This is a genomic window from Viridibacillus sp. d25.2, from assembly GCF_055456015.2.
The window spans coordinates 1,934,952-1,959,643 of the sequence record NZ_CM196652.1; the positions used below are offsets into that span (position 1 = coordinate 1,934,952).

The 24,692-nt window shown below is 33.1% G+C and carries 23 protein-coding genes and 2 pseudogenes; 16 read left to right on the plus strand and 9 right to left on the minus strand.

Features of this window, described 5'->3' with window-relative positions; translation table 11 throughout:
• The first annotated feature begins 261 nt into the window (after positions 1 to 261).
• The 5 genes from yfmF to ACZLO7_RS09870 all read left to right on the plus strand — a co-directional run bounded on the left by yfmF (position 262) and on the right by ACZLO7_RS09870 (position 4,930).
• Positions 262 to 1,536, plus strand: coding sequence for an EF-P 5-aminopentanol modification-associated protein YfmF (gene yfmF, locus ACZLO7_RS09850; protein WP_464940374.1), 1,275 nt, complete (start codon positions 262 to 264; stop codon positions 1,534 to 1,536).
• Positions 1,537 to 1,542: 6 nt separating this feature from the next.
• Entirely contained in the window at positions 1,543 to 2,826 is a 1,284-nt protein-coding gene (yfmH, locus tag ACZLO7_RS09855) for an EF-P 5-aminopentanol modification-associated protein YfmH (protein ID WP_464940375.1), read from the plus strand.
• A gap of 230 nt (positions 2,827 to 3,056) precedes the next feature.
• Positions 3,057 to 3,242, plus strand: coding sequence for a helix-turn-helix transcriptional regulator (locus tag ACZLO7_RS09860; protein WP_464940376.1), 186 nt, complete (start codon positions 3,057 to 3,059; stop codon positions 3,240 to 3,242).
• A gap of 597 nt (positions 3,243 to 3,839) precedes the next feature.
• Complete coding sequence (locus ACZLO7_RS09865; protein WP_464940377.1) at positions 3,840 to 4,040, plus strand: hypothetical protein; 201 nt, start codon at positions 3,840 to 3,842, stop codon at positions 4,038 to 4,040.
• A gap of 101 nt (positions 4,041 to 4,141) precedes the next feature.
• Entirely contained in the window at positions 4,142 to 4,930 is a 789-nt protein-coding gene (locus tag ACZLO7_RS09870; protein WP_464940378.1) for a helix-turn-helix domain-containing protein, read from the plus strand.
• A gap of 280 nt (positions 4,931 to 5,210) precedes the next feature.
• Here the strand turns inward: ACZLO7_RS09870 and lanKC are convergent, their stop codons facing one another.
• The 4 genes from lanKC to ACZLO7_RS09890 all read right to left on the minus strand — a co-directional run bounded on the left by lanKC (position 5,211) and on the right by ACZLO7_RS09890 (position 11,203).
• Entirely contained in the window at positions 5,211 to 7,823 is a 2,613-nt protein-coding gene (lanKC, locus tag ACZLO7_RS09875; protein ID WP_464940379.1) for a class III lanthionine synthetase LanKC, read from the minus strand.
• 287 nt (positions 7,824 to 8,110) lie between these two features.
• Positions 8,111 to 8,941: a class I SAM-dependent methyltransferase gene (locus ACZLO7_RS09880; protein ID WP_464940380.1), complete on the minus strand. Its 831-nt coding sequence runs from the start codon at positions 8,939 to 8,941 to the stop codon at positions 8,111 to 8,113.
• A 234-nt stretch (positions 8,942 to 9,175) separates the two neighbouring features.
• Positions 9,176 to 9,301, minus strand: a complete 126-nt coding sequence (locus tag ACZLO7_RS09885) for a class III lanthipeptide (RefSeq protein ID WP_464940381.1) — start codon at positions 9,299 to 9,301, stop codon at positions 9,176 to 9,178.
• A 207-nt stretch (positions 9,302 to 9,508) separates the two neighbouring features.
• Positions 9,509 to 11,203, minus strand: coding sequence for an ABC transporter ATP-binding protein (locus ACZLO7_RS09890; protein WP_464940382.1), 1,695 nt, complete (start codon positions 11,201 to 11,203; stop codon positions 9,509 to 9,511).
• Between the two features lie 225 nt (positions 11,204 to 11,428).
• Here ACZLO7_RS09890 and ACZLO7_RS09895 point away from each other — a divergent pair, with 225 nt between their 5' ends.
• The gene (locus ACZLO7_RS09895) at positions 11,429 to 11,812 is read left to right on the plus strand and encodes a hypothetical protein (protein WP_464940383.1); all 384 of its coding nucleotides are present in this window, start codon (positions 11,429 to 11,431) and stop codon (positions 11,810 to 11,812) included.
• A 437-nt stretch (positions 11,813 to 12,249) separates the two neighbouring features.
• On the opposite strand, the gene ACZLO7_RS09900 is transcribed toward ACZLO7_RS09895, so the two are convergent.
• Positions 12,250 to 12,429, minus strand: a complete 180-nt coding sequence (locus tag ACZLO7_RS09900; RefSeq protein WP_464940384.1) for a glycine zipper domain-containing protein — start codon at positions 12,427 to 12,429, stop codon at positions 12,250 to 12,252.
• A 573-nt stretch (positions 12,430 to 13,002) separates the two neighbouring features.
• Here ACZLO7_RS09900 and ACZLO7_RS09905 point away from each other — a divergent pair.
• A pseudogene (locus ACZLO7_RS09905) lies at positions 13,003 to 13,248 on the plus strand (IS5/IS1182 family transposase); the annotation flags it as partial.
• A 656-nt stretch (positions 13,249 to 13,904) separates the two neighbouring features.
• A complete protein-coding gene (locus tag ACZLO7_RS09910) occupies positions 13,905 to 14,486 on the plus strand; it encodes an LOG family protein (protein WP_464940385.1) in 582 nt (193 codons plus the stop codon).
• A 165-nt stretch (positions 14,487 to 14,651) separates the two neighbouring features.
• On the opposite strand, the gene ACZLO7_RS09915 is transcribed toward ACZLO7_RS09910, so the two are convergent.
• A complete protein-coding gene (locus ACZLO7_RS09915) occupies positions 14,652 to 14,975 on the minus strand; it encodes a hypothetical protein (RefSeq protein WP_464940386.1) in 324 nt (107 codons plus the stop codon).
• A gap of 170 nt (positions 14,976 to 15,145) precedes the next feature.
• On the opposite strand from ACZLO7_RS09915, the gene ACZLO7_RS09920 reads away from it, so the two are divergent.
• Entirely contained in the window at positions 15,146 to 15,637 is a 492-nt protein-coding gene (locus ACZLO7_RS09920) for a GNAT family N-acetyltransferase (RefSeq protein ID WP_464940387.1), read from the plus strand.
• A gap of 104 nt (positions 15,638 to 15,741) precedes the next feature.
• On the opposite strand, the gene ACZLO7_RS09925 is transcribed toward ACZLO7_RS09920, so the two are convergent.
• Positions 15,742 to 16,230 (minus strand): hypothetical protein, encoded by a 489-nt coding sequence (locus ACZLO7_RS09925; protein ID WP_464940388.1) that lies wholly within the window; start codon positions 16,228 to 16,230, stop codon positions 15,742 to 15,744.
• A gap of 489 nt (positions 16,231 to 16,719) precedes the next feature.
• Here ACZLO7_RS09925 and ACZLO7_RS09930 point away from each other — a divergent pair, with 489 nt between their 5' ends.
• The 3 genes from ACZLO7_RS09930 to rsgA all read left to right on the plus strand — a co-directional run bounded on the left by ACZLO7_RS09930 (position 16,720) and on the right by rsgA (position 19,641).
• Complete coding sequence (locus ACZLO7_RS09930; protein ID WP_464940389.1) at positions 16,720 to 17,460, plus strand: hypothetical protein; 741 nt, start codon at positions 16,720 to 16,722, stop codon at positions 17,458 to 17,460.
• Between the two features lie 246 nt (positions 17,461 to 17,706).
• Positions 17,707 to 18,276, plus strand: coding sequence for a histidine phosphatase family protein (locus ACZLO7_RS09935; RefSeq protein WP_464940390.1), 570 nt, complete (start codon positions 17,707 to 17,709; stop codon positions 18,274 to 18,276).
• A gap of 297 nt (positions 18,277 to 18,573) precedes the next feature.
• Positions 18,574 to 19,641: a ribosome small subunit-dependent GTPase A gene (gene rsgA, locus ACZLO7_RS09940; protein WP_464940391.1), complete on the plus strand. Its 1,068-nt coding sequence runs from the start codon at positions 18,574 to 18,576 to the stop codon at positions 19,639 to 19,641.
• A gap of 419 nt (positions 19,642 to 20,060) precedes the next feature.
• Here the strand turns inward: rsgA and ACZLO7_RS09945 are convergent, their stop codons facing one another.
• Together ACZLO7_RS09945 and ACZLO7_RS09950 are read right to left on the minus strand one after the other, a co-directional pair.
• Positions 20,061 to 20,240: a septum formation initiator gene (locus ACZLO7_RS09945; RefSeq protein WP_464940392.1), complete on the minus strand. Its 180-nt coding sequence runs from the start codon at positions 20,238 to 20,240 to the stop codon at positions 20,061 to 20,063.
• Positions 20,241 to 20,645: 405 nt separating this feature from the next.
• Complete coding sequence (locus tag ACZLO7_RS09950; protein WP_464940393.1) at positions 20,646 to 21,863, minus strand: ISL3 family transposase; 1,218 nt, start codon at positions 21,861 to 21,863, stop codon at positions 20,646 to 20,648.
• Positions 21,864 to 22,092: 229 nt separating this feature from the next.
• Here ACZLO7_RS09950 and ACZLO7_RS09955 point away from each other — a divergent pair, with 229 nt between their 5' ends.
• The 4 genes and pseudogenes from ACZLO7_RS09955 (at position 22,093) to ACZLO7_RS09970 (ending at position 24,682) form a co-directional block, all read left to right on the plus strand.
• The gene (locus ACZLO7_RS09955; protein WP_464940394.1) at positions 22,093 to 22,245 is read left to right on the plus strand and encodes a hypothetical protein; all 153 of its coding nucleotides are present in this window, start codon (positions 22,093 to 22,095) and stop codon (positions 22,243 to 22,245) included.
• A 168-nt stretch (positions 22,246 to 22,413) separates the two neighbouring features.
• Positions 22,414 to 22,671 (plus strand): annotated as a pseudogene (locus ACZLO7_RS09960) (site-specific integrase); the annotation flags it as partial.
• Positions 22,637 to 23,110, plus strand: a complete 474-nt coding sequence (locus tag ACZLO7_RS09965; protein ID WP_464940395.1) for a hypothetical protein — start codon at positions 22,637 to 22,639, stop codon at positions 23,108 to 23,110. The pseudogene ACZLO7_RS09960 and the gene ACZLO7_RS09965, both read left to right, overlap by 35 nt.
• Positions 23,111 to 23,446: 336 nt before the next feature.
• Positions 23,447 to 24,682: an IS110 family RNA-guided transposase gene (locus tag ACZLO7_RS09970; protein WP_511261372.1), complete on the plus strand. Its 1,236-nt coding sequence runs from the start codon at positions 23,447 to 23,449 to the stop codon at positions 24,680 to 24,682.
• The last annotated feature ends 10 nt before the right edge of the window (positions 24,683 to 24,692 follow it).

Genomic DNA, 24,692 nt, shown 5'->3' on the forward strand with positions numbered 1-24,692 from the left:
GGATGGGACTGTCAATATTTGTGTTAAAAAATTATTCAAATACAAATACCTTGTAAAGTAAGGGTATTCTGTAAATATTTGGTCCATTTAACATTGTATATGAAGAAAATTAGATTACTTTTGATGTATATTTTTTTGTTTAAAAAAGAGGCTCTAACAATAATAGTAGAAGTTTACTTAATACATTTTTTAGGATTAGACAGAATGGTCGGAAGAATAACTAATATAGCGTACTAATATACGAGGAGAGGGACATAGGAGATGGAAGACATATACATAAATTCGAGTGAACAAAACGGGTTACAGCTTCACCTATGTAACACAGATAAATTTAAGACAATTAGTATAATGTTGACAATAAAAGCACCTCTACAAGAGGATTTAACTACTGCAAGAGCATTAATTCCCCATATTCTGAATGGAGGATCAATAAATTATCCAAATCGTAAGCTAATAAAACAAAAACTTGATGGGATGTTTGGAGCAACTCTTTCCTCAGATGTACTAAAAAAAGGGGAGAATCACATTATTACTTTTAAAATGGAGATCCCTGCAGATCAATTTCTTAATGAATCTAATTCATTACTGAAATCATCTCTTGATTTATTGCACGAAGTTGTTTACAGTCCAATGCTTAAAAATGGAGTATTTAATTCTGCAATTGTCGAACAGGAGAAACGCTCCTTAAAGCAACGACTTACTTCAATGTATGATGATAAAATGCTATACGTCAATGTTCGTTTGATGGAAGAAATGTTTAAAGGTGAACCGTATCAGCTTCCCGCATTCGGGAGAGAAGAAGATATCGTTTTTCTTAATGCTTCATCTATTTATCAAGTATATGAAGAACTACTTCAAAACGCTCGCTTTGATTTATTCATCGTTGGTGCCTTTTATGAGAATGAGGTTAAATTAATGGTACAAGAGGTTTTTTCTGAACAACATAACAACAAACCTATAAAGATGATTTCTTCAGATAGAAAAGAAGTAAATGGTGTTAAAGTCATTCAAGATAAAATGGACGTAAAGCAAGGAAAGCTTTTATTAGGTTATAGAACATTTTCGACAATACAAGATGAGGATTATGAAGCTACTATGGTGGCAAATGCGATTTTTGGTAGGTTCCCGTCTTCCAAATTATTTATTAACTTACGCCAAAAGGGAAGTATTTCTTATTTTTCAATTTCAAGAATAGAAAGCCATAAAGGGTTATTAATAATAATGGCTGGAATTGATTTTGATAATTATGAACGTGCAGTTGAAATTATAAGAGAACAAGAGTATGCAATGAAAGAAGGTAACTTTACTGAGGCCGAAGTTGAACAAGGTAAAGCGATGTTGATTAGTCTATTAATAGAAGCACATGATACTCCTCTAGGAATTATGGATATATCTATTCAAGCGGTTGATAGTGGATTATCTAGTAAAATAAATGATGAGATTAAAAGAATTAGTATGGTATCAAAAAGCGATGTCATTCGTGCTGCTAATAAATGGGAGCTCGATACAATCTACTTCTTAAATAGAAAGGAGTAAATAAAAATGAAGTCGGTAATTTATAAAAAATTGGGAGAGACAATATATCATGAAAAGCTCCCCAATGGTCTTGAAGTTTTCATACTTCCTAAGAAAGGCTTTCATAAAACATTTGCGACATTCACAACAAAATACGGTTCAGTAGATAACAAATTCTCACCTCTAGGAAAAGATAGTCCTACTCAATTTCCAAATGGAATAGCGCATTTTTTAGAACATAAAATGTTTGAAAATGAAAAGGGTGATGTTATTCGTACATTTGCAAAGCAAGGAGCTTCTGCTAATGCATTTACAAGTTTTACTCGTACAGCCTATACATCATCAGCTACATCTAACATAAACAAAAATCTTACAACTCTTCTGGACTTTGTTCAAGAACCATATTTTACAGATGAAACGATAGATAAGGAAAAAGGAATCATTGAACAGGAAATAAAAATGTATGACGATAATCCAGACTGGCGTGCTCGATTTGGAATCTTAGAAAATATGTATAAGAGTCATCCAGTGAAAGATGATATAGCAGGAACAATTTCTTCTATTAATCAAATCACTAAAGAGGATTTATACTCTTGCTATAATACTTTCTATCATCCTAACAATATGTTGCTTTTTGTTATTGGGCCTGTGGTTCCAGAAGAAGTAATAAGGCTCATTCGAAACAATCAAGTGCAAAAAACATTTCGAGAACCTGAAGAGATTCACCGTATATCCCCTGATGAAGATGCAAAAGTGAATAGAAAGTCAAGTGTTATGAAGTTGCCAGTTCAAACACCTAAAGTTTTTATCGGATATAAAGAACCTAACCCTATAAGACAAGGTCAAGAGCTACTTAAATATGAGTTATCTTTAAATGTTCTACTTGAGCTAATGTTTGGTAATAGCTCTGAAGCGTACGAAAAAATGTACGATAATGGTTATTTAGATGGGTCATTTACTTTTGATTGCACAAATGAAAAGGGTTTTGGTTTTTCGGTAATTGGTGGAGACAGTCAAGAGCCCGAAGAAGTTATAAAAATTGTAAATGAAACCATCGTTGGGTTTAAGAAGGAATCGATAAAGAAAGAAGACGCACAACGTGTAATTAAGAAAAAGATTGGTAATTTCTTAAGTGCTATTAACTCGCCTCAATTTATCGCTAACCAATTTACACGTTATCGTTTTAATGAGATGGATTTATTTGACGTCTTGCCAACACTTGAAAATCTAACTGAAAAAGATCTTGAAGAAGTACTGCATTTACACTTTTCTGATGAATCAAGAACAACACTAATTGTAAAAGGGGGATAAATTAAATCACTGATAAATTCTTTTGTTAATTTAGTTTATAGAGAAATTTTGAGCGTAGTAATACTTTCTATTCAGGTAAACTAAAGTCCTTTCTTATCCGCAAATAATGGAACGAGTATTATAGGTGTGTTGCAAATGCAGCACTCTTTTTTATATAAGAAGTGCGTCATAACTTATGATTTAGAGTTAAGACGCATTATTAGGAGTGAAGGTAACGCTGAAAAAAATTTTTGGAAAGTAAAAAGAAAAATGAGGAATGGCGAGGAGGAAATCCAAATGGACGACCTAAGGTAGCCATAAATGAATTAAAGTCGCTGCATTTAAAGGATGCTAGAAAAAGTAATGGGGAAATTGCGCAAATACTCGGCGTTTCAGAAGCTATTATTCTGAGAAGATTGAAAGATTTAGAAGGTTAATTCATCTCTTAAGCGCATTCATGGCAGCATTGGTTATTCCATATCCGATGCATACGCAAAAAATGTACCGAGCAGCAGCGTAAAAGAAACGGGGGTACAAAGAAATCTACCCTACCACATTTTTTTGGGTGCAACCTCCATGCATTTTCCGCTCTAAATACCGAGTAGGTGGTCAAAGACTCTTTCCACTTTGACGGGCTACTCGGGATGCAGAACACCCCAAAATGGACGTTGCGAAACACAAAAAATTAACTTGAGTGTGTCTAAAACTTTGACGTATATCCAATTTTAGAAATTAGTGTTTGGGTTAATTAACTTTTAACATTCGTATAGTAAGATTTGTACCGGTCAGTGTTCTTACTTTTACCTCATTCCGTCCTTGAATAACCACCAGAGGTGGGTCACAAGGACAAGGAGAGCAATCTGTCCCCTTTAATAATCCGAAATATGGGATATGCATTAATTCTTATATAAAATACACTGTTTAACATAAGTGCAACCGTAAGTTGACAAAGCGCACACCGCGAGTGATGGAATTATAAGGTGTTTTTGTATAATATAAAGAGGAAATATGATTAAATACGAGGAGGAAAAATCATGAACAAAATAAAAATCGCCACAATTGTTATTGCCGTAGGGGTATTAGTCTTTTTGAAAATTTTTATGGATTCAGTACCAAGAATTAGCGAGCCAATATCTAATACAATCGTTTTTGTAGGCTTTCTAATTTTCGTAATTTTATTAGGTACATCTCAAATAAAAAAAAAAAATGAAAGAAAACAAAAGGAAAATGAATAATGAAATTTATTGATTCCATGTGACAACAAAGAATATGATTGTGTAACGACAGTAGTTTGTTACATTTTGTAGAAAACGCACTTCTAAAGGAGTTCATATAAATGACATTTGGTGAAAAGCTTTTTCAATTAAGAAAAGAAAAAGGACTTTCTCAAGAGGCTTTAGCCGAAAAACTAAACACGACAAGACAAGCAATAAGTAAATGGGAGAATGGGCAAGGCTATCCTGAAACAGAAAAACTTCTTATGATTGGTAATGTCTTTGAGGTTTCTATGGACTATCTGTTAAAAGATTCTGTTGAGCCAAGCGATGATAAAAATGTTGGATATTATGTTAGCAAAGAAATGGCAGAAGGATATTTATTGTCAGCACATAGGGTTTCTAAATATTTAGCATTCGGTTTTTTTATGATTGCTTTATCCTTTATCCCATATTTCATATTTAGTCAAGATCCAGCGAGATATATTATCCCAACCATCATTTTGGCTACGTTTGGAATTGGTATGTTTGTGTCAGCATCATTTATAGATGAAGATCAATATAAAGTATTAAAAACAGAGTCGTTGCTATTTGATGAAAAACACCTTAAAGAGTTGACCATAAGATACGAGAATCTAAAGAAAAGGTATTTTGTGATTAATTTAGTAGGCACCAGTCTATTTGTTGCCGGAATCTTGGCCATAGGAATAGAAAGAAGGTTTATTAATTCCGGTTTTTTAATGCCTTATTATCCAATCTGTATTGGATTGATTGCGATTGGAATCCACATTATAATACGAACTTCATCCGTCCTTGACGCATATAAACTATTAGCAAAAAATGATCTATATAATACGAAATTTATCTTTAAATTCCAAAGGAAAATAAGGAAAAAGCTTGATGATTTATAGAAAAACACCAATAGGTCTACAAAAAACGTGGGTAATGACTTACACGTTTCTATTATACAATTTATATTTCACTATTTCTTTTTTCATTCAAGATACTTTTTAAGGAAAATAAAAAATAATCTCTAATGGATAATACCCGAAGAGATTATTTTTATCAAACTTTGTAAATCTACAATTACTTATCTACATGTAAAAAATGTATTTATGTCAATATAATTGATGATATAACTAACTGGTTAGAACAATACTCCTTTGATTGAGTTAGATCGATTTTCTGTCCCTATACCTTCGCTAATGGTATTTCATGAAATTTTGTATTTTTATAAAAACTATCTATATTTACTAATGGAAGCCAATATAATGGATTATCTTTCAAAATCCCACTTAGTGCTAGTATAATACCAGCGCTTCCTGAGAATAAGTCATCAGACAAACGATAACAAAATTGGCCTGGACATAGGATATGATTTTCTTTAGGGATTAAAAATAAACTTAACAAGTCTAAGACACTATCTTTTTTATGTGTATATTCAGAATCGTCTTTCCCAATAAGAGGTGGTATTAACAAGAAGCTTCCGGCACCATCGTATAATCCAGGGCTTATTGTACACTTTACACTATATAAATTAGTAATTAATTTTAATTCTTCTTGGTATAGATTTTTATCACTTACTCGATTTAAATATACTATTGCTACTCCTATACCTAGTGAACCACCTGAAAGGTAAGGTATTAAACGATTGGAATCATCAATAGTCTGTAATGTATTTCTGTCTTCTTTCGTTTTTTCTAAATCTTTATCAATTAATTCAATAGACTTGAAATAATAAGCTTCTTGTCTAGTAGCCGCATATAGAGTTGAGTAAAACAATGAAACTCCAGACCAACCATCCATTAAACCAACTGGAATACCGGCCCAGTCCGTAACTTTTAAATCTTTATTATCGCTAATGAAAGTATCTATAATAGTAGCTATAGATTTTGCTTTTTCTAAATAGAGTTCATCCTGTTCTTCTATATACAAACTAATCAACACAAGGCCGATACCTGACAATCCCGATCTTAATGAAATATCTGACGAATCCAGATTATCATTAATGTTTGCAAAGATTTTATAAGCTTCTTTCTTATATCCAATTTCATATAGTATTGTCCCTATTCCTGCTTTACCTGTAAATAAACCACTTTGTTCAAGAGAATCAATATTTTTAATTAAATAGTTGTCAATCCAATTTATTATATCCTCTTTAACAGAGCCCGATCTATAAAAGGCTAGCACAGCTCCTGCTCCTCCATTTTGTACATTCAATTTACCTTCTTTATTTTCATATTGCCTTATATCACCATGAATTAATTTTTCACTAAGAACAAGATTTTTCTCAATAGTATTTCTAAGGTTTTCTATAATTAAAGAAATATCCATTTTCATCGGTTTTTTATAAACCTCATTAGTACAATTCTTTTCTTCTATGGTTGATAAGTGTTGATTACATTTGTCCCTTATAGCTTCTATAAATAGTAGGAAATCCTGACCATAAACTTTTCCAATCCATTGATATTGATAATAATACATATCAGGCTCAATATCCTCAATCGCACCAATTGGTATTAAGGAGTATCGTAGGATTTTCTTTACTGCATACCAATCTCGCTCAGCATTATTTTTATTATTTGGGTGAGAGAATCCTATTGTTCTCATTGTAGGCCTATTTACAGAATCCTTAGGATGTGCGGTCTCAAAGTCGATAAGAGTCACGTTTAAGTCTTGGGATATTATTATATTGGCTGGTTGTAAGTCTCCCATTCCTACATCCTTTTTATGCATTTCTTCAATAATAGACACCAACTTAGAAAGAATATTCTGTACTTTTTCTTTGTAGCTATGAATATCACTACTGTTAGTGTAAGGGTAATTCGCTGAAACCCATGATTGCAAATTAATCCCATCTACATACTCTATCACAAGAAAACTATGTTTCCAATGTTTAAAGTATTCTATTATATTAACTACACCTTCGACTTCTGAAAGCTTTGATAAAGCATCAAATTCTATTTTCTGTCTTTCTAAAGCATCTACTTTTAGACCATCCAGTCCTGACTTTGGCCTTGCTTCTTTGATAATTACTTTCTTTTTATCTTCCTTCCTTTCTGCTACATAGATTCCGCCACCATTATTGAAGCGAATCGCATTTAGAAATTCGTATTCATCAAATTTGTTATTTTCTATTTTATCCTCACCCGATGTACCCGATGTACTATTTAATGAATCTAAATATTGATCGAATTCTTTTACAAAATCAGGTACTTGATAGTATGCCACTCTTTCGTCCAAAATTAATTTATCATGTTCATCTTTAATACACATTTCACCTTTTTCATTTAACATCATTATGAATCCACCATACCTATAGTAAATATTACTATTTTTCCAGCATTTATCACTAAGGATATATGGGCCATTTTCGTAAGAATGAAGAGTATTATATAAAATATCTAATAAATTCAAAAATTCATCGTCAGTAGAAGGATAGATAGTAATAAATTTTCCCGAACTTGCTCTGTTTGCGGTCTTTGAGTTTGTGTTAATAAAATCCCAGTCGCTTACAATATGTTTGAAAGAGACCTTGCGTTCAAGCAATATATCACTAACAATCTTTAGAATTTGTTTTGCGTCCTCAAATGTTGTACTAATATGGATCTTCCAACCTTGATTTTTCAGGGTTACTCCCTTAAAAGTGTAAACTTTCCATACCGAATTTTCCTGTTTACTAACAACACACTCACTTGGTAAATTTTCTAAATCGAATTCTACCGCATCAACGGTTGATTTGTTAGGAGTGAAATATTTCGATTCCTCATTTATATAGTCGTAATAAACTATGTTGCCCTTCATAATAATCCCCCTCGTAAATTATTCATTACAAAATAATTTTATTCCTGATTTTTAAAATCACATGAATGTTACTTTCTCTTTAAGAGATGATTGTGGGTAAAACAGGATAGTCCACGTGGTGGATTATGGATAAATGGAAGTGATTCTATCACCTCAAGTGAATATCAGTATATACGAAAAAACATCCGAGTATATTGCTCCACGCTGTTCTGTACAATGCCAAAGACTTGTATGGAAAACCAGTCCAGTAGACCAATTAAGGGTCAAGTCATTTATCGGTTCAAAAATCATTTTTCCAAAACAAAAGCGATACTGTCACTTTCTTCATCAAATTCTAGACCGGATATGTCAGAGTAGATTCCTTTTGTTTTAAAACCTACATTACTAGTTTCTTTTTCTAAAGTATCCTTAGAAAAATATTGATACCAATAATTGTATGTGCTAGGATTCTCATTTTCGATCAAGATGGTCGTCTTTGTAAGTGTGACTTTATTTGGATATATTAGGTTTTGCATAAATCCTAGATGTGAATCTTTTGATAAAATACTTTCTTTCTTACTAAAACTCCAAGTTTGTTCTTCTTTAAATTTGTTGAAAACATTTTCAGAGAATCCATCTATAATTAACAGACCTCCTTTTTTTAGACTATTATGTACCTTCTGTAATAATTTATTCCGTTCATCAGGGCTTAGTGAACTAAATGTATAATAAATTAGTAGAGCTACATCATATTTATTAGTTTCATTCCAATTAAAAAAATTATCGACTCTATATTCAATATCTAAGTTTTCTATCCGTGCTTTTTCTTCAGCAAAACGAATTGAATTTTGAGAAAAGTCAATTCCTGTAACTTCATATCCCTTTTCGGCCAACTTTTGACAATAAAATCCTGGGCCGCAACCCAAATCAATAATTTTTTTAAACGTACTAGAGGGGGCAATATCCTGTATGAATGCTACAGATTTATTGATAAATAAGTCATTTGCGCTTCCTCCTGGTGTGTTCGGATCTAAATGTTCCTCGTGCACCAATTTTGACATAAGGGGATCAGTCCAAATCTCATTTGGTCCAGGTTCGAAAATTTTTGGTGCTTTTAAATGATCAAAAAGTTTATTCATAATAGATTCATCCTTTTAATTTTTTTAGAAAAATACTTGATATTTTGAAATTGAGCATTTAAAACGCTTCTTGATATCCGTTGTTTAATTCTAGATATTTAGCTTTTTGGGTCATAAGTTTACTTAGAAGGTACCTAGTTAACTAAAATTAATTGCCACAGTGCCCTGTAAATGATTGAAACCTAGTTGAAGTTATCCTCAACTAGGTTGTCTAAGTATATCCAATAATTGTAATTAGCAGTTGTTACTAGCTGTCGACCAAAGTGTAGTTAATGTGATAGGAGACCAAGCTACTACTCCTTCACCCATTTCCTCATTTTGAGAAAGTTTTTGCAAGTTTAATACTTGTAATTGTTCCATTATAGTTCACCTCCTTTTCTAACATTTATAATCGTGAACTAGAATAACATTTCTACATTTAAAAATTAATTTTATACCACTTAATATAATTCAGAAAGTATAAAATTTTAAGAAAATTTAATCTAGTAAACTCTTATATATATATCTTACAAAATATTACTTTAATTGTCAAATATATTTTCATTTTACATAAAAAGTAATTTTGGTTTAGGAATACTGCAAATTTTGCTGATTGACAAGCGATTGATAAAGATTATTCTGCATATAGAGTTCAGAGTGCGTCCCTGTACCTGTCACTCTTCCACTTTCAATAACTATAATCTGATGGGCATTCTTCACCGTCGATAAACGATGAGCAATAATTAATGTCGTGCGATCTTTCATAAGCTGCTGCATAGCAGTTTGAACGTATTGTTCAGAAGCACTGTCCAAATGAGCAGTTGCTTCATCAAGCAAAAGAACTTCTGGGTCTCGAATAATTGCTCGAGCAATGGCAATCCGTTGTCGTTGTCCACCGGATAAGCGAATCCCCCGTTCACCAACTTGAGTTTCATACCCATCGGGTAAAGAAGCAATAAATTCTGTTAGATTAGCCTGTTCTACAGCATTATCTATCACTTCTTGTTCTACTTGATCAAGCCCGTATGTGAGATTATATCGAATATTTCCTGCCATCATAGGCGAATCTTGTGATACATATGCAAACATACTGCGCCATTCATCAATTCCATGACTATCAATCGATCTTCTCTTATAGAAGATGTTACCCATATTAGGGTGATAGAATCGTTCTATTAAAGAGAAGATCGTTGTTTTCCCAGCACCGCTTGGGCCGACTAAAGCTGTTACTTTTCCTTTAGGTGCGATAAGACTTACATCATCGAGAACTATTTTCTCTTTATAACTGAAGTGAACGTTTTGGAAGACCAAACCGTCTTCGGTTGTAGAAGTGTCATCCAAATTATAAACAGAGCTTTCAGGAGTCTCGTCCATAATAACTCGAATTCTCTCACTAGCTCCCAGTGTCTTTTGAAATTGAGTAAAGAACTGAGCCAGTTGCGAAAGGGGGGATATAATTTGGAATATATAGAAAACAATAGCGACAAGAGTCCCTGCAGTTAGAGCACCTTTTGCTACCTGGATACCGCCATATCCAAAGACAATTACTAGGCAGGATAATGTTATCGTTGTCATAATCGGTGTAGCAATCGCTATAATTTTTCCCTCACGCAGACCGTATGCAAAGAGTTTAGATATTCTCGACTTTCCTTGGTAAATTTCATTTTTTTCTGCTAACGATGATTTTACAAGGCGAATATCTGCGAGCACACGACCTAAATCACCTTGAAATTCTGCCGTTTCATCCTGAAGTACTTTCGAAATGCGAAACATTCTCTTGCCTAGCGGTCCAAAGATAATGTATGAAGTTGGAACAATCAAAAATAGTACTAGTGCCATTACCCAATCTAGATAAATTAGAAGTAGTATGGAACCAATAATAGTTATCATTCCAGAAAAAAAAGGAATCAATTGATCAGTAAAAAATTGCTTGATTACATTCGTATCGTTTGTTATACGACTCATCGTTTCTCCTGAAGTATACTCATCAAGAAAATTTACAGGTAAACGTAATACCCTTGACCATAATTCTTCTCGTAGTCCTGCTACAATCTTTTGTCCAGTATAGATCAACATATATAAAGAAACTCCTGATAAAACAATTTGGGATAGGAATACGGTGAGAAGCAATAAAATTGTATTAACTTGGAAATTCGCTTCAACCATCGTATTTACAAGAGACATTGTTATTAACGGTACAACTAGAGAAAGTAATGTCTGACCAGTTAATAGTACAATGGATATCCCTATGATCCACCAACGAGGGAGATATGGTTTAATCATCCCCCAAAACTTACGAAAGTCGCCCATAAAATTAGTCCTTTCTAGTTATTTGCAATGAAAAATATACCAGACATTACATTATATACAATAATAACGTTCTTGACGACTGAGTACAAACATAAATTGATTTTTTTGTAAAATTTTTCATTTTTATAATTAAAGTCATCTTTTTCATGTGATAACCTACTATATAACAATGTTATCTGTTGAGTGAAATAGATCCATATGTTAAAGCAAGGTGTAAAAGTCAGTATTAATCTGGTCAAGCAAAACAATCAACAAGTGGAAGTGTATCTTGATAAGGCTATACCGGAATTAATGAGCTATTCAACGTTCGAATTACTTAGTTTATTAAAATATGCAAGGGCTGAAAGAATAAATATATATCAACTTATGAGTACTTTTTATAAGGCTCGTAAACAGCAAAATATTGAAGAATATAAAGAATATAAAGAATCTGAAGAATATCAAAAGCTTGAAAGAGAAGCAAGACATGCTGAGCTGAAAGCCGAAGGTCGGGAAAAAGAAAGACTAAAATATAGGATTGATAATTTGCGAGAAATAAAGCGAGTTAGGAAAGCTGTTAAGGCAAAAAATAGAAGAAGATAACACGAGGGAGCGACTATAGTTGAGGTCGCTCCTTTATGTTATTTGGTAACCGAGCATCAATTGCATACAGGTAAGTAGAACAAAAAATCTGTGTAAGGCGCGCCGCAAAAAGCGCATAATCAATTGAAGAACACTGGTTATTGCTATTGTTGGAGTCTCTGATGGAGGGAAAATCACAATTGTAAACCACTTAAACGAAAGATTACAAAATTCTAAAACCATTTTCTTTGATGACTACAATTAATGTGGTTTTGAAATAATGTCCGATTAACTTGATGCTGTTTATCTTGGAATACCAACAACAGAAAAGAGGATGTTTTGAAAAAATGACTAATCAAAACAACCTCTTGTAAATTCTATTCGGATTATTACTTAGCAAAAGATTCATCATTATGTACAAAATTCTTTAACTTACACTTTCATTTACTTAAATATAGCTATTCCGTTTTATTTACTCTAGACGTTCTAATCGCTACGCCAATCCCTGCTCCAAATGCCATACCGATTAAAAGCCCGACAGCAAGGTTATGAATAAACAAACCGAAAACTAATCCAAATAATATTCCAATACCTATTCCCAAACTCATAGCTTCTTTACCTTTTTTATTGCCATCCAAAAAAATATACCTTCTTTCGTTTAAAATTCCTGATTACAGGTATTATACGAATGAGATAGTTTTTGGTTTCATTTTCCAACCCCTTTAGTTTAAAAAGAAAAGAAATAACCATATTTGTAAGAGGGCACTGAAAAAGTCTATAAAATGAATTTTAGCCATGGCTTTTTCTTCGATGCCGTTAATTTCCGTTCCGGCGGACGCTTTCCTGGGGACGAACCTTGAGCCTCCTCGCCGCTAACGCTCCTGCGGGGTCTCAAGATGTTCGTTAGTTCCCCAAGGAGTCGCCGCCTGCACTCCAATCAACTAGTTTTATCGTTTTTCTGAGTTTTTCATTCTTTTCGATTCACACCTATAATGAAAGGACTAATTCAAGGTTGTGCTGTCTGTGATTTCCAAATAAGGAAAATTCACTCTAAGCTCTAATATGGCATTTTACGATTTAATTGTGCATAAAGATTAAATCAAAGAATGTCCGAAAAGTCGTATATCAATTCGATGAAATGATAAAGAATAATTTCCATTAAAACCAACTTGAATTGAAATCGCAGAAATAAAAAAGAAGTAGATAAAAATCAAACACAAACGTATTACTTTGACATAGAAAAGTGTAATGTTTGTCCATACTAGATGGCTGTGATAAAGATTGTGCCAAAAGCAAAACGTATTCAGTTTCCATGAAATCAACCGAACATAAAGAGCAAGTAGCTTTTCAAGAAACGGATAAATCGGCAGGTTTATTTGGTTCTGGAAGTCCAAGGAGCTACAACAATATTTGCGGTGAATTTGAAATGTATCTTGAAGCTATTAAATGAAGAATAAGGGGAATACCAAAAAACACCGGCACTTTCTGTTCAAAATCGAACAATAAGTGCCGGTGTTACTATTGAAGAACATTACGTTTTTTTTCAGTGTCCTCCTAAAATAGCGGAGTCATTTTTTATTCCATACACTTCTATTAACAAGCTTTTCGATAATAATAAATGCTAGAAATAGCGCCAATAAAAAATGAAAGTGAAATAGACATGACTAAATATTGCCTAGAATACAAAGTCCCTGAAGGTACCCAATACATATACACAGTTAGCAAAATAAGCAATGAAGTATACATAGAAGAAGTTATCTTGTGATTGATATTAGAAAATTTCTCACCTTTCCTCGCTATTCTTTTGTTTAAAATAAACAGTATGAAAATAGCAATCAGCGAGATAATCAAAGACGCCCCAACAAACAAATTAAAATGCATAATATCACTAGCTAACCAGCTATCCAACCAATCAAAAATTAGCAGCATACGTGCACCCTTTCTTTAACGTATCTGAAAATCATACTTAATAAAAGTGCTTCTAAAAATTAAGTTTAAATTAAAAATACATAAAAGTAAAATAATGGTTTATATTACTCGGTATTGATGTTAATGCAATTTCAAAGTAATGTATGATATGTAAGGAAGATTACATAATGGGACGTGATATATATTGAAAACGCTAGCTGTATTTTGTGGATCAAGCAATGGAGCTTCTAATGTCTATGTAGAAGTGGCAAAAAAATTGGGTCAAGAGTTGGTTAAACGTGATATTACACTTGTATACGGTGGGGCAAGTGTAGGAGTCATGGGTGCAGTTGCAGATGCTGTATTAGAAGCGGGTGGAAAAGTTATTGGAGTAATGCCAAGTTTTCTAGAAAAAAGAGAAATCTCTCATAAGAATCTAACTGAACTAATCGTAGTAGATTCTATGCATGATAGAAAAGAAAAAATAGCAGAACTTGCAGTTGGATTTATGGCATTGCCGGGTGGACCAGGAACATTAGAAGAATTCTTTGAGATTTTCACTTGGGCTCAGCTTGGATTACATCAAAAACCTTGTGGGCTTTTAAATATTAATCATTATTATGAGCCTCTTATCGCTTTATTTAATCATATGTCTGATGAACAGTTCTTACATGAAAAGTACCGTACTATGGCGCTAGTAGATGAAGATCCAAGTGGACTACTTGACCAGTTTAATTCATATGAAGCACCAACCGTAAAATCTTATATTACTGAAAAACAAATTTGATTGTTAAAGTACAATAAGTAAAGGTGATACAGATTTTGACGAAATAACCTATAAGGAAGATTTAATTTACACTTAGTCATACTAATTAATTCATGTAAGAAATTAAAAACTTCAAGATAAAAGCGAAACTAAAAGATCTTTAGTTTCGCTTTTTAAAATTCATAATTACTTCGAATTCAATGAATCTAAAAGGATTTTAAAGTTTTTAATAAACTTTTCTTTTCCTTCTACTGTATGCAGTAAATCCACGTTAACATAGCTAGCGAAGTCAAGAACAGCAGGATGGTGATCACAATTATGCTTATATTGTTGTATTAATTCCTTGTACCAATCGAATTGGTACAATCGACGAATAGTCTTTTTTCCTCTACGGTTCTGTTCTGAAGTCAGTTCTAAGGATTCAAAGCCTGGTAATAAAAAAACGGCGATACCTTTAATAAAAGCTGTTAAATAATGAAGTAATGTTGTTGATACCCTCCAAGTTACCATTTAATCTCCCCCCCTCCTATTCTATTATATTGATTATACGGTAAAATAAGGAATTAGTTTCGTTTTATTCAGAAAAATTAATTTTAAGTAAAAATTCTTTTGGAAAAGAAAAGATTAATTTTAAGTAGAAGAAACTACATAGACTTAAAATAAGAAGGGAATGATACAGGTTGATAGATATAAGAAACCTAGAAGAAAATGAATATGAGTTTTTATTGGATATGTTCTATGAGTCAATCCATATTCCTAAAAATAAACCGACTAGAGAAGAGTTATTAAACCTCCCGCACATTAGAAAATATCATGAGGGTTGGGGACGTAAAGGTGATAAAGCATTAATTGCTATCGATGAAAATAAACAAAAACTAGGGGCAGTATGGTTCAGAGTATTTGACGAAAATAACCAAGGTTATGGATATATCGATGCTAATACTCCAGAATTAGGAATAGCGGTAGATAAGGATGTACGAGGGATGGGAGTTGGCACATTTCTCATGAATAGAATTATTCAACTTGCGATGGAAGAAGGATATAAATCAATCTCTTTAAGCGTAGATCCAGATAACAGTGATGCTGTTCATATTTATAACAAAATGGGGTTTAAGGAATATGGGATGTCAGGTACTTCTATTACAATGGTATATAGGGGTTCTGAACATTAAATACATCAAAATAACACTGGGAATAAAAAAAGAGCATGTTTTGAATGATTGAGCAAAACATGCTCTTGTATTGATAAGCACTGATATACCTGCAAATCTAATATCTAAAATTTATTAGTAGATGAGTTGACAGTAGCATAAGGTTTCTCTTCATTTATTATCCCTGAAATACCCTCTTTCTCAAGTAAATCTACAATTTTTTCAATGCTTGCATAATCTTTTACTACAATGAAATTAGGTGAAAATGGTTTGTTTTTTATGTTTAAAATAAATTTATAACCATTGTTTACTTTAGGGTCAAGTCCATATAGCTCATGCCAACGACTTATTTTTTCTACTTCATAACCTTTTATATGACTGAAAGAATAGAACTTGCTATCAAAGATTATGCCATTTGCCAATATGAACAAATTACCACGATGTTTAATGGCGGAAATAATCACAAAAAATAAAGAAACAATACTAAATGAAGAAGTTCCTAATACATCGGTTACAAGAACAATCACTAACAAAGTGACTAATAGTAAAATTGCAACTATGGTTCCCCATTTAACATATTGGTAAGACTTCGTATTTTTACTAAGACACTCCATTTCCCGCCACTCAGGGGATGAGGATGCTATTAAATTCTTTTTTATTACTCTTACTAGGATAGAAAGCGTCTTTAGAGAGTTGAACGGCTTTTTTAAAATTAAATCGATATCCAATCAAATAGTAAATATAGTATTTAAAATCTTTTATAGCTCCTTTCTCGGTAATTAAGGATTTAAAACAATTGTCGCTTACTAATTTATTCCTATCGCTCTATATGAAAAAATATACTGCAAAATGGATTTTTTGAGTTTATATGTTTATTTTAGGTTTAAAAAATTACTGAATTAAGTAAAAATAAGATGAATGTCCATAAGCAATGTTTGAGAAGTTGGTATATTCTTTAATTATAAGGAAAAAGTTTTTCGTGGTTATCAAGAATATTAGTTCCTTGAATAGTGGTATTACTACTATTGATACTATTGATACATGAAATTTTTTAAGTAGCATCAAACAGTGAAAATAATTTTAAAAATTAAGGAGTTACTAATATGATTTTGATGGAACCAGTAAATTTTGATGAATTGTTTAAGAAAAGAAATAAAAATGTATATTCAATAGAATTTAAGCGATACGAGGATATAATAGCAAAACATAAGGAACTCGCTCATTTTAATAGAAAAGAAATAGCATCTTTAGAGAATACAATTTCTAAAGATATTGATTCTGTTATTTATACAAAAGGCGGGGAAACAATGTTTCATCGAGGGTATTATTGTCCAAGTCTTGTTTTTACTTATATAGTTGGGGGAACAAAACGGGGTAAAATACTAAAACGTTTTTCAAAAAAATATTCATTTAAATATGGCTTTAATAAGCTAGGGAAATTAATATATGTTCAGAATAATGATGAGTTTGAACAATTTCCAGATGGACAATTTCGAGAGTTCATTATTCATGACAGGAATATTGAAATCGGTATAACTGTACAACGAAACAATTCTATATCTTTCATTTCAAGATGTGAATATAAAGACGGGAAATTAGTAAGATATGAGAGAAGTCAACTTGGTACGCAACTTGGTACGTCTAAAGAATTATATATGGAAGAGTATAATTATGTGGACAATCAATTAAATGATGTTGAAATTTTTCACTATATTCATTCCATTAATTTGTGTAATAGAGAGAGATATAAGGTGGGGCAAAATAGTGACGGAGAAATTGTATACCTAAAAGGTGGATGTTTATACAATGGTAAATGGGATGAAGATGAATACTTTTTTGATTAACTATAGAAGTAAAATCTTTCAATTCCTATCGAATTCGTTCTAATTAAAATGAATATGAGAGTAACTCAAATTCAATATATGTCAGTTACACATTTTTTAAATAAAGCCCTTATATATAGGGAGAACTATATGAAGAAATTAGAGGCACTTTTTAATTTTAAAACATCATTTACAATTGGCTAATTAAGTTTATTTCTCAAGCTAGAATCAGTCCATTAACACTAAATAATTATATGAGGTGAAATATTGAAAACTACTATTTACTTTATAAGACATGCAGAATCTCCATTTATCCTTGGTCAAGAACGTGAACGGCCACTTTCTGAAAAGGGAAAGGAATCTGCGGAGAAACTTGTTAGTTCATTGAATAAAATAGAGTTTGATGCGGTGTTTTCTAGCCCCTATAAACGAGCAATACAGACGTTGGATGGGCTAATCGACCCTTCTAAGATAGTCATTGAAGAAGGTCTAAGGGAACGATCGATTAAAGGACAATATAAATTACCTCAAAATGAAATAGATTTAGTACTTAGGAAGTCATTCGAGAATATAGACTTTTGTTTAGAAGGTGGAGAGTCAGTCAGAGAAGCTCAAAATAGATCATTACCTATTATTCTTGATATTTTAGGAATCCCAAAGTTTGAAAATGTAGCTATTGGAACCCACGGCAATATCATGACATCTATATTAAATTACTTCAAACCTTCACTTGGATATGATTTCTGGAAATCGACCGAAAAACCAGATATTTATCAATTATCCTTTGATGGTTATCACTTAATAGAGATAGTGAAACGAACGTTTAATAATGAATAATATATAAAACGCTACTGATAAAAATAGCAAAATGGTATTAACTTTTTTAGGTAAAAATTTTTACTCTGAAATAATAAATTGTTTAAAATGATTGTCGACCGTTATGGAGTTTCATGGATTTAATGGGATATTATTCTAATTAATGGTATATTAACTGTATCAATACATGAGAGGAGTGGGTGGTTTATGACTAATATATATGTGACCGGAATTGTAACTTTGAGGGAGGTACGTGTTAACTAACCCCATACATTAGGCCTTCCAAAAGTTGTACTTAAACTTTAGGAGGATGGTACGTTGAATATTGAAATGAAAGATTTGGGTTTAAATGAGTTTTTCTTAAAAGAGATAGAACATTTTGAAGGTCTTCATGTTGGAAGAGTGTCTTCACTATCAAAAGGGATTTATAAGTTAATTACTGATCAAGGTGAGCTGAAAGCGGAGGTTTCTGGAAAGTTTCGTTTCAAAGCTACAGGAGCCAGAAATTATCCGACCGTAGGAGACTTTGTTATGATTAAACGAGCTGATGGGAATAGTATAATTCACCATGTGCTATCTCGAAAAAGTTTACTTGTACGCAAAGAAGCCGGAATGACCCAAGAAACCCAGCTTATTGCGGCAAACATTGATAAAATTTTTATATGTATGTCGTTAAATAATGATTTTAACATAAGACGAATGGAACGCTATCTATCGATTGCATGGGATAGTGGAGCAGTACCAGTTATCGTGTTAACTAAGGCCGATTTGTGTGAAAATGTTGAAGCGATGCTAGAGGAAGTGTCTAAGATTTCTATAGGCGTTGATGTAATCGTAACGTCAAGTGTCGATAATGAGGGCTATGAACCCATCAAAAACTACTTATTAGGTGGACAGACGGTAGCTTTTATTGGATCATCTGGCGTTGGAAAATCAACATTAATAAATTCGTTACTTGGTCAAGAGCTCATTGAAACAAGAGGTCTTAGAAATGATGATAAGGGAAAGCATACGACAACAAGACGCGAACTTTTTACGATAGAGGGACTTGGTGTTGTCATAGATACCCCTGGTATGCGAGAGTTGGGGGTCCAAAGTGTTGATTTATCAAAATCATTTTCAGATATCGATGAGCTAACAAAGCAGTGTAAATTTAATGATTGCCAGCATAAGAGTGAACCAGGTTGTGCCGTACAGCAGGCCATTACAAATGGAGAGCTTTCAAATAAAAGATTACAAAGCTATCTAAAGCTTGAAAGAGAAGCAAGACATGCTGAGCTGAAAGCCGAGGGCCGAGAAAAAGAAAGACTAAAAGATAGGCTTAATAATTTGCGAGAAATAAAGCGATTTAGGAAAGCCGTTAAGGCAAAAAATAGAAGAAGATAAAATGAGGGAGCGACTCTAGTTAAGGTCGCTCCTTTATGTTATTTAGTAACCGATTATACAGGTAAGTAGAACAAGAAATCTGTGTAGGGGCACTGCAAAAAGCGCATAATCAATCGAAGACCGCTGGTTATTGCCACTGCTGGAGTCTGAGGGAACCACAATTGTAAACCACTTAAAAGGAAGATTACAAAATTCTAAAACCATTTTCTTTGATGGCTATAATTATTGAAGTTTTGGAATAAAGTCTGATTAATTTGATGCTGTGTATTTTGGGAAATCAACAAAAGAAAAGAGGATGTTTTGAAAAAATGACTAATCAAAACATCCGCTTATAAATTCTATTCAGATTATTACTTAACAAAAGTTTCACCATTATGTACAAAATTCTTCAACTTACACTTTCATTTACTTAAATATAGCTATTCCGTTTTATTTACTCTAGACGCTCTAATCGCTACGCCAATCCCTGCGCCAATTGCCATACCGATTAAAAGCCCAACAGCAAGGTTATGGAGAAGCAAACCTATAACTAATCCAAATAATATTCCAATACCTATTCCCAAACTCATAGCTTCTGTACCTTTTTTATTGTTATCCAAAAAAATATGCCTTCTTTCGTTGAAATTCCTGATAATAAGTATTATACGAATGAGATAGTTTTTGGTTTCATTTTCCACCCCTTTAGTTTAAAAAGAAAAGAAATAATCATATTTGTAATGGCATACAGGAGATACTATTTAATCTTCTTGAATAGCGTTACCCTTATGATAAGCCTTTTACGAGTTTCATTTTAAATTCAGAAAAAATCAAATGATTTGATGAGTGGGTAACCCAACAGTATAAGCCTAAGCCCAATATCCTGTACTCAGGTTTTTTGTTTAAATTTTGGCTGTGTTTTGGAGCTAGAGGATTAACTAGACAAGCTCTTACACCTAAACCTGTATAATAGTAATAAGTAGTTTAAATGGTTCAACGTCAAATGTTGGGGTGACTAAAAAATCACGCTAACCGATGTGAACCCCGATTTCTTTAAATTTATTTGATAATAAGATCTTTGCACGAAATCTTTCAAAACTCTTAAAGCCGAAAGCGTTTCGTTTAAGTACTTTTGTCCGATTATTAATACCTTCTAAAAACCCGTTGGAATAGGGATAAATGAAGCTGTTTAAAATTTCCGGCTGCCAATTTTGAAGCGTCTTAATAGCTTTTTTAAACTCTGGAATATTAGCTTCCTCTACTTCTTTATAAAATGCATAGAGTGTTTCTTTGGTCTTGCTTATGAAAGCAGGGCCATTTTCTTTGGCTTGATCAAACCAAGCGCAGAAGCTTTCTTTTAATTCATGAGCTCTTTTGAGCTCGGGGGACATACTCTTATATCGTTCTAAATACCAAGTCTTCGCCTCGTTAAGTGCGCTTTCTCTTTTATAAAATACATAACGCATTCGTTTACATTTTTTACGATCATAAGCATGCCATTCCTTTTGAATGCGACGGCGAACGGCATCCATCCCCCAGTAAATATAACGGCAGTAATGGAAACGGTCTGCAATAATGAAAGGTCGATTTAATGCTTGTTTAACGGCTGACTTGAAGGACGGGCTCATATCCATTACGACTATTTCAACGTTCGCACCATATTGTTGGAGATAGTGCTTAATGGTTTCTTTTCGACGATTCGGCAATATATCAATAGGTTCACGTGTTTCCGCATTCGCAATAATCAGCTGATACATACCGGCATCTGTATCGCCCTTGTATTCATCAATCGCAATAACGCGCGGTAACTCTTTCGGTTTTTCAATCTCCTTTTGAGCCATTTCGTTAAATCGACGCATAACAGTATTACTAGACGTATTAGCTTGTTCAGCTACTTCTTTAAATGTTTTCCCTTTAAAACTGCGTAGTTTCGTCACTTGATTCCATTCCATTGAGAAACGTTGATAACGTTGAACAAAGCTTGTATTTTCAGGAAAGCGTTTGTTACATTCTCTACATACATAACGTCGTTTTCGATAGTAAATAACGCTTAATCGTTCAAACCATTTTAAGTGTTTAATCTTCTGTATACGGTAATCATGTACTATACGCGTTATCGCCCTACAAAATGGACAAACCTGTTCATCGATTGGCATTTCTATATGGATAGCTATGTGTGATTCTCTTTTATCCACTTTTGTGATAGTAAAGCCTTCAAATCCTGGCATTTTCATGTTAAAATTCATTTGCACGACACTCGCTTTCTACTTGTTTCTCGACAATTCAAGTATAAAGAAATCGCGGTGTTCGTGCATTTTTTTGTCTTCAATTGTTTGAAAACCCCAACAAATATTATAGAACCGTTTAAATTACAATATCGTCGGTTTAAAACAAATAAAGTTAGTTAAGAACGAAAGTCGATAATAGCGATTATATTGGTAGAGTGACTTGAAGTTTTCTATAGGAGATAATAAGGTGAAAAAAGAAGGAAAAAGTAAAAAGAAAAACCAAAGTATTTTAAAAGATATACTCGTTGAAATTCTAGATTCAGCCTTTTTTGAAGTGGTTTGGATAGTTTTATCTTTTATTCCAAGGGTGATAATGGGTATTTTTAAAAATTTAATTTAAGAAAAAATAAGTTATTTTCAATAATCGAAGACCTTAGTTGAAAATTCGAGTATCAAACATATTTTAAAAGAAATTTAAAGGAGATACTACTTACTCTGTAATATTAAAGACAAGTAAATGTACATGATAGTTCATTACATCATAACTTGTTTATAATGTTGCACATATTGTCCAACTAAAATGCAATGTTTAGGTTGTAAAGCAAAAGTGCCTGATCCAGACCAAGAGGATGAACTTTTAGAAGTTATTCAATTATCGAAAGACATGGAGAAGCGTTTTAAACAATTAGGATTAGAAGTTGAAGTGAGGAAAGCAAAGGAAATGGCAAAACAAGCAAAGATTGAACTGAAAGAAATTGATTTAATCAAGAAATATAGAGAGGAACGTCACTATGAACCAACCATCCAGCACAATCCATTCAGATAAGCGACAATGGCTTGATAAAGTGCATCAACAACGTAAAGAGCGTTCGGTTTCCATAGGGATTGATACAATTGAATATCTCGTCGAACAAGGTATCCCTGTAACCTATCATAATATTAGTCAGCATTCGAAACAGTTTGACACTCAAGGGAAAGGGATTCATTCCAATACAATAAAGCGTAATGATGAATTGTATACCTATTACAAAAAGCATAGCAAAACATATAAAGTAAGTAGGGTTCGTAATAAGCTCACAGCTCTACCTAAATTCGATGAATCAAGTTTTAGAAAGATTTCCCCTAAACGTAATATAGATGTTGTTAAAAAGAAGTATATGAAGCTCTCAAAAGAAGAATTAGTGAACAAGCTAATAGCTGTGGAGCAATATATAGCAGAGAATCAAAGTCGTTGGGTTGCTAATCATTTTGAACAGTTTAAATAGAAATTAATGGGATATAAGTTAGCATTATCAAATTATAAATTATATTAACAAGGCTAACTTAACTTTCTTCTTTAAATAAAGCATCCTTTCGTATTATAAGGTCAGCCAGAGAAATCTGGTTGACTATTTTTTATTCAATTTATAGATTGATAGTAGCCGGGGTAGAACGGAAGCACCCGTGGGACTTGATCCCGACAACTAAACTGTTCGCCCTCTACTTGTTAACACATGATTAGGCTGGTTGGGACATAGTGATCCCGTATAACAAGCGAAGATATGAATAACAAGCTAGATAGAGGTTACCGGTCAATACACTACATGAGGAGGAGATAAACTATGAATCCAGTAGTTGGTCTGGATGTCGCAAAAGGTGAAAGTCAGGTTCAAATGTTCTTGGATAAAAAAATTCCCTATAAAAGCAGTGTGAAAGTGGACCATACGGTGGAAGGATTGGAAGAGTTACACTCTTATTTATTAGATGTAGAGAATCAAACAGGGATGAAACCACCTATTGTTTTAGAAGCGACAGGTCACTATCATGCCCCAGTTGTACAGTTTTTAGAGGCAAGAGAGTACATTGTCATAATCGTAAATCCACTGGTATCTTATCGAGCAAAAAGCTCTAACTTACGAAAAACTAAAACAGATGCCATTGATGCCTATCACTTAGGTGAACTGTATTACAAAGAGGATTTAGAGCCTCAGAAAAAGCGTGGTATTCAGCTTTTAAACCTTCGGCATCTAACAAGGCAACACGAAAATATGACAGGAATTATGGTTCAAACAAAGCTTCAATTTCAAGCTGTATTAGATCAAGTATTTCCAGAGTATAAAGGCGTTTTTGGTGATTTATACGCTGAGATTTCATTAAGGACTTTACAGTCCTTCCCTACATCGGAGTCTGCCTTAAAAGCAGGTGTAGATAAGCTTGCACAATTTATTGATAAGCATTGTAAAGCGCGTTCATTTAATTGGGCGTATGAAAGAGCTGAGTTATTAATCGCCGCTGCGGAACGTAACCCATTTCAGTCAACGCTTTATCAAAGCCTTCTCGTCAGTCTGAATATGTATATTGATTTACTTCAAGCGTACCGACAACAGCTTTCTACGTTAGAGCGTGAGATTAATCAATTGGCGGCACAACTCGAAGAATATGAATTAATCCAATCGCTTCCCGGTATAGGTGAAAAAATCGCGTCCACGATACTTTCAGAAATTGGGGAGATTGACCGGTTTAATCATCCAAAAAAGTTAGTAGCCTTTGCGGGACTAGACCCAAGTGTGTTTGAATCAGGGCGCTTTAAAGGCACGAAAAATCACATTACCAAACGCGGCTCAGCTAGACTTCGCCACATGCTTTACACAGCCGTCCGTTGTTCAATTCGAGATAGCCGTAAAAAGAAAACAACAGATGAAACCCTTGCACGAAATAAACGATTACGAGCCTTCTACGATTTAAAACGCGAAGAAGGTAAACCGTATAAAGTAGCTATTATTGCCTGTGCTAATAAGCTTTTACACTGGATTTATGCGATTTTAAAAACGAAAACACCGTTCCAAGAAACTATTTAGTTACAGTATT

Excerpts from the sequence above, each read along its gene's own strand:
- ACZLO7_RS09950 (WP_464940393.1), bottom strand. The coding sequence starts at position 21,863 with ATGAATTTTAACATGAAAATGCCAGGATTTGAAGGCTTTACTATCACA.
- ACZLO7_RS09885 (WP_464940381.1), bottom strand. The coding sequence starts at position 9,301 with ATGGAACAATTACAAGTATTAAACTTGCAAAAACTTTCTCAAAATGAG.
- yfmF (WP_464940374.1), top strand. The coding sequence starts at position 262 with ATGGAAGACATATACATAAATTCGAGTGAACAAAACGGGTTACAGCTT.
- ACZLO7_RS09870 (WP_464940378.1), top strand. The coding sequence starts at position 4,142 with ATGACATTTGGTGAAAAGCTTTTTCAATTAAGAAAAGAAAAAGGACTT.
- ACZLO7_RS09965 (WP_464940395.1), top strand. The coding sequence starts at position 22,637 with ATGAACCAACCATCCAGCACAATCCATTCAGATAAGCGACAATGGCTT.
- ACZLO7_RS09890 (WP_464940382.1), bottom strand. The coding sequence starts at position 11,203 with ATGATTAAACCATATCTCCCTCGTTGGTGGATCATAGGGATATCCATT.
- ACZLO7_RS09915 (WP_464940386.1), bottom strand. The coding sequence starts at position 14,975 with ATGGTAACTTGGAGGGTATCAACAACATTACTTCATTATTTAACAGCT.
- ACZLO7_RS09970 (WP_511261372.1), top strand. The coding sequence starts at position 23,447 with ATGAATCCAGTAGTTGGTCTGGATGTCGCAAAAGGTGAAAGTCAGGTT.
- ACZLO7_RS09880 (WP_464940380.1), bottom strand. The coding sequence starts at position 8,941 with ATGAATAAACTTTTTGATCATTTAAAAGCACCAAAAATTTTCGAACCT.
- yfmH (WP_464940375.1), top strand. The coding sequence starts at position 1,543 with ATGAAGTCGGTAATTTATAAAAAATTGGGAGAGACAATATATCATGAA.
- lanKC (WP_464940379.1), bottom strand. The coding sequence starts at position 7,823 with ATGAAGGGCAACATAGTTTATTACGACTATATAAATGAGGAATCGAAA.
- ACZLO7_RS09895 (WP_464940383.1), top strand. The coding sequence starts at position 11,429 with ATGTTAAAGCAAGGTGTAAAAGTCAGTATTAATCTGGTCAAGCAAAAC.
- ACZLO7_RS09930 (WP_464940389.1), top strand. The coding sequence starts at position 16,720 with ATGATTTTGATGGAACCAGTAAATTTTGATGAATTGTTTAAGAAAAGA.
- ACZLO7_RS09865 (WP_464940377.1), top strand. The coding sequence starts at position 3,840 with ATGAACAAAATAAAAATCGCCACAATTGTTATTGCCGTAGGGGTATTA.
- ACZLO7_RS09925 (WP_464940388.1), bottom strand. The coding sequence starts at position 16,230 with ATGGAGTGTCTTAGTAAAAATACGAAGTCTTACCAATATGTTAAATGG.